Raw genomic sequence first — 16,943 nt, 5'->3', positions numbered from 1 at the left:
ACGAATTTGAAAGAAAAAATATCCACGATTTGCTACCGGGAGATTGAATCCATCTTTACTATCCCCCAAAGCCTAATCCTTACCGGGGTGTCAATTAGGTCTTACACGGTGAAGCGGAGCGAGGGGGGAGTGCCGATGGCTGGGCTGTCTGCATCGGATCGGGCGCAGGATCTCGAGGCGCACGCGCGTATTGCCAAGCGGCGCCGACGTTCTGAGAGCTTGCCCGTCCGGCGATGGCTGCAACTGGGCGCCGCATCGGCCGGCGTAGGCACGGCCCTGGTGGGCTTTTCCTTGATGGGCCCGCAGGTCGGGGTGGCCGCCGCCGAGGAGGCAGGGACGTCGTCCTCGTCGGACACCTCGGCCGCGTCCAGCGCGTCGGATGCGTCGGACACGGCCGACACGTCGCACACGTCGCACACGTCGGACTCCGGTTCGGCGGCGACGCGCAGCGTCGTCTCCGGCCCGAGCCACGACCCCGATGACAGAGAAGTGTCTCTGGACGCCATCGACGATGACGATTTCCCGGACGCCGATAACGACGACTTCGACGACGCAGACTTTGACGACCCATACTTCGACGAAGACGACTTCGACGACCAGGACTTCGGCACCTCGTCGTCGTACTCGGAACCGGCCGACACCGGGATCGACTCGGCCCTGGAGCAGGCCTCAGTCGCCGGGCGCACAACGCTTGTCACGTCCGACGATTCGGCCGCCGGCACCCTCGCCGAACTGGCGCCGCAGGCCGAGGTCGCGACGGTTCCGGAGCCGGCCCCGTACGGCCTGTTGACATCGCAGGACTTCTACACGTTCTTGATCGGTGATGGCACGGCTGATCGGCCCAACGGCGGAATCCTCGTCGGTAACGGCTTCTCGTGGACGGCCGAGACATGCACCGCAGCGACTGCATGCCACGGCGGCAACGGCGGGATCTTCGGCAACGGCGGCGATGGGTTCAACGGTGGCAACGGCGGCGCCGCGGGCTGGTTCGGCAATGGCGGCGACGGTGGCGACGGCGTCGTCGGCGTCAACGGCGGCAACGGCGGTAACGGCGGGCGCGGTGGGCTGATCCGCGGCAACGGCGGCCACGGTGGCACAGGCGCCCAGACCGAGCAGGGCTCGACGGGCGGAAACGGCGGCAAGGCCGGCCTGATCGGACGCGGCGGCGACGGCGGCGACGGCGGCGCCTCGACCGGCGCGTATCGCGGCGGCACCGGAGGCCACGGCGGGACCGGCGGCCTGCTGTGGGGCGACGGCGGAGACGGCGGCAAAGGCGGCGACGCCATCCGCAACAGCGAGACCGGCGGCACCGGCGGCAACGGCGGCAACACCGGGTTGCTGTCCCTGTCGGGCACCGCCGGAGACGGCGGCGCCGGCGGCAATGCCGGGTTCGGCGGTCAAGGTGGAAACGGCGGCGGCGCGGGGTTCCTGGCGCTGTTCGCCTTCGGCGGCGCAGGCGGTGTCGGCGGCAACAGCCCGTGGCAGGGCAGCAGCGGTAACCACGGCGGCAACGGTGGCAACGGCGGCAACGGCGGGCTGTTGTCGGGTAACGGCGGCAGGGGCGGTGACGGCGGAACCGGGGGCGGCGACGGCGGCAACGGAGGCAGTACCGGAGCGCTCTCACTTTTCGGCAAGGGCGGCGACGGCGGCAACGGCGGAATCGGCCAGGCCGGTATCCCCGGCCTCAACGGCACGGCCGCCAACCTCGACGGCGGTCCTGCCGCCAACGGCGGACCCGGCGGTCTGGGCGGCAACGGCGGCAACGGCAGCTTCTTCATCGGCAGCGGCGGGGACGGCGGAGCCGGTGGCGCAGGCGGCACGGGGGGTAAAGGCGGCACCGGGTACTACGGCGCCAACACCGGCGTGGGCCCGGGCCATGACGGTGGCGACGGCGGCGCCGGCGGCGACGGCGGGGCCGGCGGGGCGCTCGGCGGCACCCCGGGAGCCGGCCGGTTCTTCTTCTTCATTCCCGCCAACGGCACCAAGGGGGCCAGCGGTGCAGGCGGCGCCGGCGGTGAGGGCGGCGACGGCGGTCAGGGCGGCTGGACTTCGGATGACGACGTCAGCGGCAGGGGCGGTGACGGTGGCGTCGGCGGCAACGGCGCCCCCGGCGGCATCGGCGCGCCCGGCGGGGTGGGCGGTAAAGGTGGCGACGGCGGCGACGGCGGCGACGGCGGCGAGGTGAGCACCGGCGGGCGCGGCGGCAACGGCGGCGCCGGCGGTCGCGGCGGCACGGGCGGGGCAAGCGCGAGCGCCGACGAGCCCGGCGGCGACGGCGGTACCGGCGGTGCGGGCGGCGGTGCCGGTAACGGTGGCGACGGCGTCGCACCCGGGGACGGGGGTAACGGCGGCGACGGCGGCGACGGCGGTGACGGCGGTGTGACCGAGGGTGACGGCGGCTTCGGCGGCGCGTTCGGAGCCGGCGGGCTGGGCGGTGAAGGGACTGACGGCTCGACCGGCGCAGACGGAGACTCCGGCGCAACCGGCGCCAACGGGTCCCGCGGCGCGAGCGTGGTGACCGCTGCGCTGGCGTCGGCACCACGTCTGCCGAGCCTGCAGTCACTGCTGACCAATATCGGTCGTCAACTCTCCTATATCTTCTTCAACCGCGCACCGAGCGTTTCGCCCGACATCGGGGCCCAGACCGGCGACGACAAGCAGATCACGGTGGACCTGAACGCCAACGGCAACAACGGTTTCGGGGTGACCTACACGATCAAGGAAGGACCCAGGTACGGGACCCTGGAACCCGGCGACACCCCAGGAAGCTACGTCTACACCGCCAACGAAGCGCTGATCCGGCCGGGCATCACCGACCATTTCATCATCACGATCGACAACGGGGCGTCGGCCAGGTTGCCCGGGTTCGCCGGTGCGATCCAGGGCATGTTCCATGGCCTCGCGGTCAGGATCGGTGCGGCCAAGCCCGACACCATCGATCAGGTGATCACCGTCGAGGTGCGCGGCAACGGTCAGTACGGTGACTACGAAGACGCCAAGCAGTACTGGGTGTCGCAGAGCTACTACAACTGTGTGCTGCAGGCCAGTGCGGCGGCCGTCGGGCAGGCGACCCAGAGCACGCCGCCGACCGAGGAGTACATGGTCATGTTGGCGAAAACTACTGACAGCGTGGCGACTCCGGGCCAGAAGATGTACCTGCACGAGAACATCGAGGAAGGCGTCGCAGGCCAGGACGCCGCGGTGCTGATGGAGAAGTACTTCGACGTCACCGCCACCTACAAGCGGTACGGCACCTACGACGACAACGGGCAACGGATCACCGCGGCCACCGTCGAAGAGGGGCAGGAAGCGTTCCGCGAACTGCAGGCCGCACTGGCCGAGGGTAAGGCGGTGGTGGTGGCTTACCCCGTCGCGGTCGTATGGACCGCGGTCACCGACTTCGTGCCGGGCCCGAAAGACAAATACACCGAGGCCGACCATGCCGCCGTGGTGACCCAGGTCGACATGAAACGCGGCATCGTCTACGTCAACGACAGCTCGATGACCAACAAGGGCAAGAACGTCGGGCAGGGCAAGGCGCTGCCGATCGGGGTCTTCATGAGTGGTTGGCAGGCAGCCGATTACGAGATGACGATCGTCGCCGCGAAGACACCGGACGCCGCGGCGCCGGGGGTGCGGGTCGCCTGACCTGCAGCCGTGACCAAATGCCCTAGGTACCGGCGCGTATTGCACCTAGCGTGGGGTTGTGACAGCTGAACCCGACCAGGACGACGTCGAACGCCCGACGAGGCGTTCCCGCGGCCCGAGCTTGCCCGCCCCGTTGGGCAACCTGCTGCGACCGTTCGAGCGCACCGGCCGCTTCTACGCCCAGTCCTGGCGGGACTACCTCGCCCCTTCCGACAGCGCGCTGCCCATCGCGCGCCCCACCGTCGCACTGGCCTCACACGCGTTTCGTGACGAGCTCGTCCTGCTCGGACTACGCGCCCAACGGCCGCTGAGTGATCCTGAACAGTTCGAGCGCATCACCGGCGAGGTCGTCGAAGCCATCGACTTCTACCGCCGCAAGGGCTGGCTGGACGAGCCCGAAGGCTTTTTCAGCGCGCCTCCCCCGCTCACCGACGTCTCCGTCAACAAAGTCAAGGACCGCAGGCACTCACATCTGCGGCTGGCGTTCGACAGCGGCTATGCACCCCATCCCGGCGAACCTGGTGCCGAGCGCTACCTGAGCTACTCGGGCAACAACCGGGTTTTCGGTTTGATGCTGCGTCATCCTGAGCCCCGGCCCTGGCTGGTCTGTATTCACGGCGCTGAAATGGGCCGTGCCGCAGTGGATCTCACGCTGTTCCGTGCGCACTGGCTCCACCGGGATCTCGGCCTGAACGTGGTGCTGCCGGTTCAGCCGATGCACGGTCCGCGGGCGCGCGGGCTGCCCAAGCGGGCGGTCTTTCCCGGCGAGGATGTTCTTGACGACGTGCACGCCGCCGCCCAGTCGGTGTGGGATGTCCGTCGGCTGTTGTCCTGGATCCGCCGCGAGGAGCCCGAATCGAAGATCGGGCTGAACAGCATCTCGCTCGGCGGCTACATCGCGGCGCTGGTGGCCAGCCTGGAGGACGGCCTGACGTGCGCGATCCTCGGCGTGCCCGTCGCCGATCTGGTGGAACTGCTGGGCCGGCACGCTGGCCTTCAGCGCGACGACCCGCGACGCAAGACCGTCGAGCTCGCCGCGCCGATCGGGCAGATGATCTCCCCGCTGTCCCTGTCTCCGCGGGTGCCCATGCAGGGCCGGTTCATCTATGCCGGCGTGGCCGACCGGTTGATCCACCCGCGCCGCCAGATCGAACGCCTGTGGGAGCACTGGGGCCGACCCGAGATCGTCTGGTACCGCGGCGGGCACACCGGGTTCTTCCAATCCCGGCCGGTGCAGCAGTTCGTCGGCGCCGCCGTGCGCCAGTCCGGTCTGAGCGGTTGACGATCGCGCTGCGGTCGGGGCCGTGGGTTAGGTGACCAGGGAGACCGACGTGGAGCGGCGCAGCTTGCCCGAGGGCGTCTTCGGAATGGTGCCCGGGCCCAGCACGACGACGTTGCGGGGCCGCACGTCGACCTCGGCCACCACCTCGTGGGCGACCTGGTGCTCGATGCGGCGCACCTCGACGGGGTCCTGCCAGGCGTTGGACTCCACCGCGACGGCGAACGTCTCGCGCGAGTGCCCGGCGTCCAGGCGCACCGCGACGGCGCAGCCGGGGCGCACACCGTCGACGCGGCCGGCGGCGCGCTCGATGTCGGTGGGATAGATGTTGCGGCCCGCCATGATGATGACGTCCTTGACGCGACCGCACACCACGACGTTGCCCTCTTCAGTGATGTAGCCCAGGTCGCCGGTGTCATACCAGCCGTGCTCGTCTTGAGCCGGGATGAAGCCGCCCATGGTGATGTAACCGGGCGTCACGCATTCACCGCGCAGTTCGATCACGCCGACACCGCGCGGGGGCATCACGTTGCCGTGCTCGTCGATCACGCGGGCTTCCAGGTCCCGCAGCAGCGGGCCCAGCGTGGCCAGCCGGCGGGTGTTGCCCTTGGTGGCGGGCACGGCGCGGCGCAGCGCGGCCAGCAGGTCCGCGTCGACCTCGTCGACCACGAGGCCCGCACCGCACGGGGAGAACGACACCGCCAGCGTCGTCTCGGCCATGCCGTACGCCGGCAGGATGGCCTGGGGCTGCAGACCGAACGGCTTGCCCGCATCGAGCAGGTCCTCGACGTCGGCGGGCTCGACGGGCTCAGCGCCCGACAGCGCGAACCGCAGCGTCGACAGGTCGAATTCGCCCGGCTTGGCCTGCCTGCGCAGCCGCTTGGCGAACAGCGCGTAGGCGAAGTTCGGCGCAGCGGTCATCGTGCCCTTGTACTTGTCGATGAGCTTGGCCCACAGCAGGGTGTCGCGCAGGAAGTCCATCGGCGTGACCTTGACCAGCTCGGCGCCGAAATACATCGGGATGGTGAGGAAGCCGACCATGCCCATGTCGTGGAAGCAGGGCAGCCAGCTGACCATGACGTCCTTCTCGACGTCGTACTCGGCGCCGATGAACATCGCCTCGGCGTTGGAGTAGATGTTGCGGTGGGTGATCTGCACGGCTTTAGGAGACCCAGTCGAGCCGCTCGTCAACTGCATCAGCGCCAGGTCGTCCTCGCCGACGTCGACCGGGTCGATGGGCTCGCAGGCCAGCAGGTCGCCGACGGTCAGGACCTTGATGCCCTTCTCCTCCAGCACCGGGATCGCGACCAGGAACGGCTCCGACACGATCACGGCCTTGGCCTCGATCATCCCGATGACGGTCATCGTGTCCTCGGCCCAGATCGCCAGGTCCGTGCGCGGGGTGGGCTGGTGCAGCATGGTCAGGCTGGCGCCGCGCATCCACAGCCCCTGCGCGGTCGGGGCGATCTCCACCGGGAAGCCGGCCAGCACGCCGACCGCGTCGCCGAGGCCGATACCGGCCTGGGCCAGCCCACCCGCGATGCGACGGGCCCGCTCGTGAACCTCACCCCAGGTGTGCCGGACAGGTTCGTACGGTTCACCGGTGACCATGCCCGTCGTGACCGTACGAGCGTTGCGATACATCTTCTCGGTGAATCGGCTCACGACAACCTCCTCGGTTCCGAAGCAAAGGCCCCGGTGTAATGCTCCGCCTGATCAGAGGCACCTTCGCGAATACGCGCGCACAAATCGGGAGCGGTTATGTCTCGAATCGGTGATGCACCGGCCCAGCGGGTACATCTGACGAGCCGCCCACCGACCGTCCCGGCGGGCGAAAGTCTCGCGTCCGATGCTTGACCGCTAGTTTTCACCGTCGCTCATCTTATGCAACTCTTAAGTAGCTGCCAAACTCTTGTGACTATTGAGTCCTGTGTCACACCGTGCGGGTCCATCGGCCCGGTCCTGCGCCGTCACACCGGCGTCGACGGCGCCGGGACGACCCGGGCACCGTGCACGGGGCCGCTGGCCACCCGGACACTGCGGCACACCCCCGCGTCGGCCAATTCGGCGCCGACGTCGAGCGCGGACGTCGCCGACGCGCACAGGAACGCACACGTCGGACCGGATCCGGACACGATGCCCGCCAGCGCGCCGGCTTGCGTGCCGGCCGCCAGCGTGCGGGCCAGCGCGGGATCCAGGCTCAACGCCGCCGGCTGCAGGTCGTTTCCCAGCAGCGGGGCCAACGTCTTCGGATCGCCCGACGCCAGGGCGGCCAGCACCGGTTCGGGGTCGTCGAGCCGCGGGGGGTGGGCACGTTTGGCGCCGGTGTCGCGCATCCGGTCGATCTCGGCGAACACCGCCGGTGTCGACAGCCCACCGTCGGCGAACGCCAGCACCCAATGGAAAGTGTTGCGGGCCAACACGGTAGCCAGCTCCTCGCCGCGGCCGGTGCCCAGCGCGGTGCCGCCGTGCAGCGCGAACGGCACGTCGCTGCCGAGCTGGGCGGCCAGCGCGTGCAGGTCGCGGCGGGGCACGCCGAGTTCCCACAGCGTGTTGATGCCCACCAGCACCGCGGCCGCGTCGGCGCTGCCGCCTGCCATGCCGCCGGCCACCGGGATCGACTTCTCGATCGCGATCGCCACGTCGGGTGCGCGCCCGACGTGATCGGCCATCAGCTCGGCCGCCTGCCAGGCCAGGTTGCGCTCGTCGGCGGGCAGCGAATCCACCCCTTCACCCGACATCTCCAGCGACAGCACGTCGGCGTTGCGCACGGTGACCTCGTCGAGCAGCGAAACGGCGTGAAAGACGGTGGTCAGCTCGTGATAACCGTCGTCACGGACATCCCCGACACCCAGGTAGAGGTTGACCTTGCCGGGCACCCGCACGGTGACCGACCCAGTGGGCACCCACTCCGAGGCGATGTTTCCGTTCCAGGCCGGCACGGCACGACACTATCGGAGTCCGGCGGCCGCCAGCAGCCGTCTGCCCAGCTGGGATGAACCTAGGCTGAAACGGTGCTGTCCCCCGGCGACCGGTTCGAACGCTATGTCGTCGACGCGGTGCTCGGCCACGGCGGGTACGCGACGGTGTACCTGGTGCACGACGCGGCCACCCCGCAGCCCGCGGCGCTGAAGATCCTCGACGCCGGGCACCGCCATCAGGCCCAGGTCGCCCGTCTGCGGCGCGAGTTCGAGCTCGCACACCGGCTGGACCATCCGCACATCGTGCGGGTGTTCGAGCGTGGCTCCGGTTGGCTGACAATGGAAGTCGTCGACGGCGGCGGGGTGGCCACCCTGACCGAGACGGCTGACCGGCTTGCCGCGCTGAGCCAGATCGCCGACGCCCTGGATTACACGCACAACCGCGCGGTCGTGCACTGTGACGTCAAACCGGCCAACATCCGGGTCGGTTCGGACCCCGATCACCTGCGTGCGGTGCTCATCGACTTCGGGACGGCGCACTCGATGACCGACGACATCGGGCGTCGCCCCACCCAGGCCGAAGTGTCGCTGCCGTATTCGGCGCCCGAACTGATCACCGGTCACGCCCCGACGTCGGCCACCGACGAATACGCGCTGGCCTGCACCGCCGTTGAACTGATCACCGGCGCGCCGCCGTTCACCGACGACTCCAGCATCGGGTTGATCCGCGCGCACCTGTACCGTTCACCGCCGCGGTGGTCACGCGAAATCCGCTGGCTGCCAAGAGTGTTCGACACGATCATGGCCAAAGCGATGGCCAAGGAGCCGACCGATCGCTATCAGTCCTGCCGGGAGCTCGTTTCGCTGCTCACCCGGGCACTGCACTAGCCGGATACGGCTCCGGCCTGCTCCTCGGCGGCTTGCTCTTCGGCGGTGTCCTGCTTGACCACAGGTTTTCCGACCTGCCCGGAGCGCTGCAGCAGCCGCACGAAGTCCGCGATGGACAGCGTCTCGCCGCGCCGCGACGGATCGATGCTCGCGGCCAGCAGCCGGCTCGCCGACTCGTTGCCCGAACCGGCCCACTCGGCGAACGCGTTGCGCGACGTCTTGCGGCGCTGCCCGAACGCGATGTCGATCAGCTCGAACACCTGCTTGCGGAACGCCTCGTCGGTGGGCCAGGGCGACACCTCGTGTCGGTCGATGCGCACCAGCCCGGAATAGACCCGTGGGATCGGCCAGAACACCGTCGGCGACACCATGCCGAAGCGGCGGACGTTGCCGAAGAACCGCGCCTTGACGCTGGGCACTCCGTAGTCCTTGCCGCCGGGTTCGGCCGCGAGCCGCTCGGCGACCTCCGCCTGAACCATCACCATCACGGTGCGGATGGACGGGAACTCGGCCATCAGATGCAGCAGCGCGGGCACCGCGACGTTGTAGGGCAGGTTGGCGACCAGTGCGGTGGGCTCATCGGGCATCTCTTCGCGGCGGAAGGTCAAAATGTCGCGGTTGAGCACCGTCAGCCGGTTGATCTCGCTGTGCGAATGATCGGCGACCGTCGTCGGCAGCTGGCGGGCCAGCACCGGATCGATCTCCACCGCGGTCACCCGCGCCCCACGGTCCAGCAGGGCCAGCGTCAGGGAACCGAGGCCCGGGCCCACCTCGAGGACGTGGTCGTGTCGGTTGACACCGGACGCCGAGACGATCCGGCGCACGGTGTTGGCATCGTGGACAAAGTTCTGCCCGAACGATTTACGTGGCCGAAAGTCGATCTCTTTGGCCAGGTGTCGTATCTCGGTCCGCCCGAGTAGTCGAATGGTCAGCGCGTCCCAATCCTCCCGCTACACGTCGGCCACGCACCCCAACCTTGCCGCGCCCGAGTGACCTCAGCAATCGCAATTTGCTCTTCTCTTGTCGCCAGATCGGCTCTCGCAGCATACCTCAGACCGCCGTTGCGCTCCCAGGTGTTTTGGTCAAATTGAACGCCACCGTAATATCCGTTGCCGGTATTGATCGCCCAATTACCTCCAGCTTCGCAGCGGGCCAGGGCGTCCCAAGTGGCCCCGTTGGACACCGGCGGGACTTCGGTGCCGGGTTTCGCGCCAATCCGAACCACGCCCTCACGGGCCGGGTTAACAACGACATTGGCTACTGGCAGTCTGCCGGTCTCCACGCCGTTGATCTTCGCGATGGCAAAAGTGACATCCTGGGTGCCCGGGGTTCCGGGGTCCTCCACGACGGTGCGGCTCTGGTTCAGCGTCGGGTCTTCGACCCGCCTGGTGTGCGCGGGCAGCGGCACCCGCTCGGTGACGTGGTCGATGCGAACGCGGTTCACGTGGATCTGCATGCCGTCGATGACGGGTGCGGTCGGCGCGGGGTCGACGCTGTCCTTCTGCTGCAGCGGCGCACCGGCGGCCGCCAACAGCGCGCCGACGTTGGGCGCCGCCAGGTGCACGGTGCTCTGCTTGCCGGCGTCGTCGATCTGCACGGTTTTGGCGCTGACCACCGGAAGGGACATGCCCGCCAGCGGGACCCGGCTGCCGCGCGAGGCCGCCGCGGGCGCCTTGTCGGTCATCTGCAGTTGCGCCAGCGCCTCGTCGACGGTCGACGCCGTCGTCCAGACCTGCCTGCTGTCCTCGCCGTCCAACGAGATCTGCAGCGGACGGCTGCGCCGCAGCACGATCGTTTCGGACTGGTGCACCCGCGTCTCGGCGGCCGGGTAAAGATCGTCGCGTTCGCCAACATCGAAGCCGTTCTCCCGGACGACATCGATGACGCGCGACTTCATGGTCGCCACCGTCGTGGAGGTGCCGTCCACCGTCAGCGTTACTGTCCTGTGCGCAGCAACGGCGACTCCACCGGCGAACACCAACGCAAGCAGCGTCGCGCCGACCAGAAATCGCAGCAACGGCGAGCGCGTTTCATGGATCTTGTTCAAAATGTTCAAAATCTGCGTTATCCCGACTCGGACGGCGTAATAAAGGGGCGCTGTTCGATCACAGCACGATAACGAAAACGACTAGGTCCAACAACTTGGCAGCCCGTAGGCCCGCACGGCCGTCGTAGTAGTTTCGTCTGCAAGTACTTCCGCCGGCCGGTCCAGCAGTTCGGCCAGCGCCCGCACTGTATAGGGCAGGCAGTACGGCTCGTTGGGGGCACCCCGGTACGGATGCGGGGTCAGGAACGGCGCGTCGGTCTCGACGAGCATTTGCTCAAGCGGTATCAGCGACGCCGCTTCGTGCAGCGCCTTGGCGTTGCGGAAGCTGACGGTGCCCGCCAGGCTGAGCAGCCAGCCCGCCTCCACGCAGGTTCGGGCCATCTGCGCGTCCGAGGAAAAGCAGTGGAAGATGACCGTCTCGGGCGCCCCTTCGGCGCGCAGCACGTCGAGCACTTCGGCGTCGGCCTCCCGGTTGTGGATCATCAGCGGTTTACCGGTCCGTTTGGCGAGGTCGATGTGCCATGCGAAGGCCTCGCGTTGACGGGCGGGCGACGCGCAGCCCTCCAGCTTGCCCGGCCAGTACATGTCCATGCCGGTCTCCCCCACCGCGACCACCCGGGGATGGCTCACCAGCCGCTCGAGAACGGTCTTGGCCTCCTCGGTCAGTGCGTCGGCCCGGGTCGGATGCAGTGCGACGGCGGCGTACACACGCGGATCGGCGTCGGCGGCCCCGGTCACCCACCGGGCGGAGTCCAGGTCGTCGGCGATGGTGACGACGGCCTGTACACCGACGTCGGCGGCGCGGTCCACCATCTCGGTGATGCTCGCGGCGTCGGTGGCTCCGCACGCGTCGAGGTGGGTGTGCGCGTCGATCAGCGGGGCCAGCGGCTGCGGTGCCGGCGGTCGCTCCCGTCTGCCTGCGCGCTTCTCACTCACCGCAACACCATAAGCTGAGCTAGAAATGGAGCAGCCCTACTACGTCACGACCGCCATCGCCTATCCCAACGGCGACCCGCACGTCGGCCACGCCTACGAGTACATCGCCACCGATGCGCTCGCGCGGTTTCGGCGCCTCGACGGCTACGACGTTCGCTTCCTGACCGGCACCGACGTGCACGGGCTGAAGATGGCCGAGACGGCCGCGGCCGAGGGCATCCCGACCGCCGAGCTGGCCCGGCGCAACTCCGATGTGTTCCAGCGGATGCAGGAAAAGCTCAACATCTCCTTCGACCGGTTCATCCGCACCTCCGACCCCGACCATTTCGAGGCCTCCAAGGAGATCTGGCGCCGGATGAACGACGCCGGCGACATCTACCTTGACACCTACGCCGGCTGGTACTCGGTGCGCGACGAACGGTTCTTCACCGAGGCCGAAACCGTCGTCGGCGCCGACGGGGTGCGGGTGGCCGGAGAAACCGGCGCGCCGGTGACGTGGACCGAGGAGCAGACCTACTTCTTCCGGTTGTCGGCCTACACCGACAAGCTGTTGGCGCATTACGAGGCGCACCCGGAGTTCATCGAGCCCGCGGTGCGGCGCAACGAGGTGGTCAGCTTCGTCTCGGGCGGGCTGCGCGATCTGTCCATCTCGCGCACCACGTTCGACTGGGGCGTGCCGGTGCCCGACCATCCCGACCACGTCATGTACGTGTGGGTCGACGCGTTGACGAACTACCTGACCGGCGTGGGCTTTCCGGACACCTCCTCGGCGATGTTCAACCGGTACTGGCCTGCCGACCTGCACATGATCGGCAAGGACATCATCCGGTTCCACGCGGTGTACTGGCCGGCGTTTTTGATGTCGGCGGGAATCGAGTTGCCGCGCAAGGTTTTCGTGCACGGTTTTCTGCTCAACCGCGGCGAGAAGATGAGCAAGTCGGTCGGCAACGTGGTCGACCCCAACGCGCTGGTCGACACGTTCGGCGTGGACCAGGTGCGGTACTTCTTCTTGCGGGAGGTGCCGTTCGGCCAGGACGGCAGCTACAGCGAAGACGCCATCATCGGGCGGATCAACTCCGATCTGGCCAACGAACTGGGCAACCTGGCTCAGCGTTCGCTGTCCATGGTCGCCAAGAACCTCGACGGGATCGTTCCCGAGCCAGGTGATTTCACCGCCGACGACAAGGAGCTGCTGGCCGCCGCCGACGGGCTGCTGGAGCGGGTGCGCGGTCACTACGACGCGACCGCGATGCACCTGGCGCTGGAGGCGATCTGGTCGGTGCTCGGTGCGGCCAACCGGTACTTCTCGGCCCAGGAACCCTGGGTGCTGCGGAAGTCCGAGTTCCCACAGGACGGGGTACGCTTCCGAACCGTCCTTTACACGACGTTAGAGACCGTGCGGATCGCAGCGCTGCTCAGCCAGCCGGTGATGCCGGAATCGACGGGTAAGCTGCTCGACTTGCTCGGGCAGACTGCCAAGCAACGCACATTCGCGTCGGTTGGTACGCGGTTAGCGCCTGGTACGGCGCTACCCGCACCCACCGGCGTGTTCCCGCGCTATCAACTGGACTGAGAATGAGTGGCCTTCACTACAACCTGCACGATATTTACGAGGAAGTTTCCCGGCGCAACCCCGGAGAAACCGAGTTCCACCAAGCCGTTTACGAGGTGTTGCACAGCCTCGGTCCGGTGGTGTCCAAGCACCCGGAGTACGTCGACACCGCGGTGATCCGGCGGCTGTGCGAGCCCGAACGCCAGATCATCTTCCGGGTGCCCTGGATCGACGACACCGGCACCGTGCAGATCAACCGCGGCTTCCGCGTCGAATTCAACTCGGCGCTGGGCCCGTTCAAGGGCGGCCTGCGGTTTCACCCGACGGTGTATCTGGGCATCGTCAAATTCCTCAGCTTCGAGCAGATCTTCAAGAACTCGCTGACCGGCATGCCGATCGGCGGCGGCAAGGGCGGGTCGGACTTCGACCCCAAGGGCCGCTCCGACGGCGAGGTGATGCGGTTCTGCCAGTCGTTCATGACCGAGTTGTACCGCCACCTCGGCGAGTACACCGACGTGCCCGCCGGTGACGTCGGCGTCGGCATGCGCGAAATCGGTTATCTGTTCGGCCAATACAAGCGGATCACCAACCGTTACGAGTCCGGTGTGCTCACCGGCAAGGGTCTGACGTGGGGCGGCTCGCAGGTGCGCACCGAGGCCACCGGCTACGGCACGGTGTTCTTCATCAAGGAGATGCTCAAGGCGGCCAACGACTCCTTCGATGGCAAGCGCGTGGTGGTCTCGGGTTCGGGCAACGTCGCGATCTATGCGATCGAGCAGATCCACGAACTCGGCGGCACGGTGGTGGCCTGTTCGGACTCCAGCGGTTACGTGGTCGACGAGAAGGGCATCGACGTCGCCCTGCTCAAGGAGATCAAGGAAGTCAAGCGCGGCAGGATCATCGACTACGCCGAGGCCCGCGCCGGTGCCGCACACTCCGTACAGGGCCGCCCGGTCTGGGAGGTGCCGTGCGACATCGCGGTGCCGTGCGCCACGCAGAACGAGATCAACGGCGACGAGGCCGCTTACCTGATCAAGGGTGGCTGCCGGTTCGTCGCCGAGGGCGCCAACATGCCGTGCTCACCGGCGGCGATCAAGCAGTTCAACGAGGCCGGCGTGACGTTCGCACCGGGCAAGGCCGCCAACGCCGGCGGCGTCGCGACCAGCGCGCTGGAGATGCAGCAGAACGCCTCGCGCGACTCGTGGACGTTCGTCGACACCGAGAAGCGGCTGGAAGAGATCATGCGCCGCATCCACAACCGCTGCCTGTCGACCGCCGAGGAGTACGACCAGCCGGGCAACTACGTCGCAGGCGCCAACATCGCCGGGTTCATCCGGGTGGCCGACGCGATGCTGGCGCTCGGCCTCGTGTAGTGATGTAGACCACACCGGTCCGCCCGGCCGTTACGTCCCCGCTCTCGACGGTGTCTCAAGGACACGACACCCTGCAGAGTAAGGAGACATCATGGTCGACACCCGCACCCACGTCGTTGTACTCGGCGGCGGATACGCCGGAACCGTCGCGGCCAACCGCGTGCGGATGGCCGAGAACGCCGACGTCACGCTGGTCAACCCGCGACCCCGGTTCGTCGAACGAATCCGGCTGCACCAGTTGGTCGCCGGCCGCGACGACGCGGTCGTCGACTACGCCGAGGTGCTCGGTGCGGGCATCCGCCTGGTCACCGACCGGGCCACCCGCATCGACGCCGCGGCGCGCACCGTGGCACTGGGCTCCGGCGATGCGCTGGACTACGACTACCTCATCTATGCGGTGGGCAGCACCGCCGCCGTTCCCGCCTCGGTGCCCGGCGCCACCGAATTCGCCTATCCCATAGCCGAATTCGAGTACGCCACCCGCCTGCGCGCCGCACTGGATGACCTCCCTGCCACCACCGCGCTCACCGTCGTCGGCGCCGGCTCGACGGGCATCGAGACGGCGGCCGAACTCGCCGAGCAGGGCCACCCGGTCACGCTGGTGTGCGGCGGTGCGCTCGGACCGTATCTGAGCGCGCCGGCCCGCCGTTCGGCGGCGCGTCGGCTCGCCAAACTGGGCGTGACCGTGCTCGACGGCCCGGCGGCCACCGTCACCGCCGTGACGCGCCACACCGTCACGCTTGCCGACGGGCGCGAGGTGCCCAGCCCACTTACCGTCTGGGCGACCGGCTTCGGCGTACCTGACCTGGCCGCGGCCAGCGGCCTGAGCACCGACGCGCTGGGCCGGCTTCTCACCGATGAGAGCCTGACCAGCGTCGACGACCCGCGTATCGTCGCCGCCGGTGATGCGGTCGCGCCGTCGAACCAGCCGCTGCGGATGTGCTGCGCGTCGGCCGCCCCGCTGGGCGCGCACGCCGCCGACACGGTGCTGAGCCGGATGGCGGGCACGGCGCCCCCGCCGCTGAACGTGGCGCTGGCCGGCCAGTGCATCAGCCTGGGCAGCAGGGCAGGCGTTTTCCAGTTGTCCCACACCGACGACACCGCCACCCCGCTGTACCTCGGCGGCCGGACCGGCGCAACGCTGAAGACGGCGGCGTTGAGGGCCTCGGTCACGTTGCTGGCCCGCGAAGCCCGCAAACCGGGCTCGCTGCGCTGGCTCAAGAGCGCCAAGCGCGCGCAGCGGCTCGCCGGCAGTGAGAAGGTGACCGCGACATGAGCGCCACCTCCGCCGACGAGCACGCCGAACGGTTCACCCACCTGCGCCCGCTGCTGTTCACGATCGCTTACGAGATCCTCGGCAGCGCAACCGAATCCGACGATGTGCTGCAGGACAGCTACCTGCGCTGGGCCGACGTGGATCTTGCGACGGTGCGTGACACCAGGGCGTACCTGGCGCAGCTGGTCACCCGGCAGGCCCTCAACGCGTTGCGGGCCCGCGCCCGCCGCCGCGAGGACTACGTCGGCCCGTGGCTACCCGAACCGCTGCTGCTGGAACCCGCCGATGCGTCATCGGATGTGATTCTCGCGGAATCGGTTTCGATGGCGATGCTGGTCGTGCTCGAGACGCTGAGCCCCGACGAGCGCGCGGTGTTCGTACTGCACGAGGTGTTCGGGTTCAGCCACGACGAAATCGCGTCGATCGTCGGAAAATCCGCGACCGCGGTGCGGCAGATGGCCTACCGTGCCCGCGAACACGTGCAGTCGCGGCGCCGGCGGATGGAACCCGTCGACTTCACCACGTCGGTGCGGATCGCCGAACAGTTCATGACCACGGCGGCCACCGGCGACATGGAGCAGCTGCTGGCGATGCTCGCACCCGATGCCACCTGGACCGCCGACAGCGGCGGCAAGGCCCCCGCGGTGCGCAGGCCGGTGGTGGGCGCCAAGAAGGTGGCGGCGCTGATCGTCAGCTTTTTGCGCAAGGGCCCCGAACTGCTGCCTGCGCTGCGCTTCGAGACGGTCAACTGCAACAACGCCCCGGCCGTGGTGATCTACGACGGCGACGAGTTGCTGGGCGTGTTCCTGGTCGAGGTCGTCGACGGCAAGATCACCAACTTCTACGCGATGGCCAACCCGGACAAGCTGGCCGGGATCGCCCGCCCCCGCACAATCCGCCGCTGACGGTGGTTCGGCCGAACGTGGGTTACCCGCACATATTTTCCGCTCGAGGCGTGCGGGTAACCCACGTTCGGCGCGGGGTCAGGTGTGACGTCCGCCACGTCGTGTCACGCCCGGGCAG

At 68.4% G+C, this 16,943-nt stretch carries 12 protein-coding genes; 7 read left to right on the top strand and 5 right to left on the bottom strand.

The features are described from left to right. Window positions 1-135 precede the first annotated feature (135 nt). Window positions 136-3,648, top strand: a complete 3,513-nt coding sequence (locus K3U96_RS27025) for a hypothetical protein (protein ID WP_220692307.1) — start codon at window positions 136-138, stop codon at window positions 3,646-3,648. Between the two features lie 121 nt (window positions 3,649-3,769). Then, window positions 3,770-4,930 carry an alpha/beta hydrolase family protein gene (locus K3U96_RS05340; protein WP_230982469.1) on the top strand — a complete coding sequence of 387 codons (1,161 nt, stop codon included), beginning with the start codon at window positions 3,770-3,772 and terminating at the stop codon, window positions 4,928-4,930. A 27-nt stretch (window positions 4,931-4,957) separates the two neighbouring features. On the opposite strand, the gene K3U96_RS05335 is transcribed toward K3U96_RS05340, so the two are convergent. Beyond that, window positions 4,958-6,592 (bottom strand): fatty acyl-AMP ligase, encoded by a 1,635-nt coding sequence (locus K3U96_RS05335; protein ID WP_069407953.1) that lies wholly within the window; start codon window positions 6,590-6,592, stop codon window positions 4,958-4,960. Between the two features lie 305 nt (window positions 6,593-6,897). Next, window positions 6,898-7,869, bottom strand: a complete 972-nt coding sequence (locus K3U96_RS05330) for a 4-(cytidine 5'-diphospho)-2-C-methyl-D-erythritol kinase (RefSeq protein WP_069407952.1) — start codon at window positions 7,867-7,869, stop codon at window positions 6,898-6,900. 72 nt (window positions 7,870-7,941) lie between these two features. On the opposite strand from K3U96_RS05330, the gene K3U96_RS05325 reads away from it, so the two are divergent. Beyond that, window positions 7,942-8,736, top strand: coding sequence for a serine/threonine-protein kinase (locus tag K3U96_RS05325; protein ID WP_220692306.1), 795 nt, complete (start codon window positions 7,942-7,944; stop codon window positions 8,734-8,736). On the opposite strand, the gene rsmA is transcribed toward K3U96_RS05325, so the two are convergent. From rsmA to K3U96_RS05310, 3 genes are all read right to left on the bottom strand, one after another. Beyond that, window positions 8,733-9,668: a 16S rRNA (adenine(1518)-N(6)/adenine(1519)-N(6))-dimethyltransferase RsmA gene (rsmA, locus tag K3U96_RS05320; protein ID WP_230982468.1), complete on the bottom strand. Its 936-nt coding sequence runs from the start codon at window positions 9,666-9,668 to the stop codon at window positions 8,733-8,735. The two genes, K3U96_RS05325 and rsmA, sit on opposite strands and share 4 nt — an antisense overlap. Beyond that, window positions 9,665-10,792 (bottom strand): resuscitation-promoting factor, encoded by a 1,128-nt coding sequence (locus tag K3U96_RS05315; protein ID WP_220692305.1) that lies wholly within the window; start codon window positions 10,790-10,792, stop codon window positions 9,665-9,667. Before K3U96_RS05315 ends, rsmA begins: the two co-directional genes overlap by 4 nt. 72 nt (window positions 10,793-10,864) lie before the next feature. Beyond that, a complete protein-coding gene (locus K3U96_RS05310; RefSeq protein ID WP_220692304.1) occupies window positions 10,865-11,719 on the bottom strand; it encodes a TatD family hydrolase in 855 nt (284 codons plus the stop codon). Window positions 11,720-11,744: 25 nt separating this feature from the next. On the opposite strand from K3U96_RS05310, the gene metG reads away from it, so the two are divergent. The 4 genes from metG (at window position 11,745) to sigJ (ending at window position 16,825) form a co-directional block, all read left to right on the top strand. Beyond that, entirely contained in the window at window positions 11,745-13,292 is a 1,548-nt protein-coding gene (gene metG / locus K3U96_RS05305) for a methionine--tRNA ligase (protein ID WP_220692303.1), read from the top strand. 2 nt (window positions 13,293-13,294) lie between these two features. Beyond that, window positions 13,295-14,644: an NADP-specific glutamate dehydrogenase gene (gene gdhA / locus K3U96_RS05300; RefSeq protein ID WP_069405489.1), complete on the top strand. Its 1,350-nt coding sequence runs from the start codon at window positions 13,295-13,297 to the stop codon at window positions 14,642-14,644. 91 nt (window positions 14,645-14,735) lie between these two features. After that, window positions 14,736-15,920 carry an NAD(P)/FAD-dependent oxidoreductase gene (locus K3U96_RS05295; RefSeq protein ID WP_069405488.1) on the top strand — a complete coding sequence of 395 codons (1,185 nt, stop codon included), beginning with the start codon at window positions 14,736-14,738 and terminating at the stop codon, window positions 15,918-15,920. Then, window positions 15,917-16,825, top strand: coding sequence for an RNA polymerase sigma factor SigJ (gene sigJ, locus K3U96_RS05290; protein WP_220692302.1), 909 nt, complete (start codon window positions 15,917-15,919; stop codon window positions 16,823-16,825). Before K3U96_RS05295 ends, sigJ begins: the two co-directional genes overlap by 4 nt. Window positions 16,826-16,943 lie beyond the last annotated feature (118 nt).

Source organism: Mycolicibacterium holsaticum DSM 44478 = JCM 12374, from assembly GCF_019645835.1.
GTDB classification, from domain to species: Bacteria; Actinomycetota; Actinomycetes; order Mycobacteriales; family Mycobacteriaceae; genus Mycobacterium; species Mycobacterium holsaticum.
This window is presented reverse-complemented; position numbering and strand designations above follow the sequence as displayed.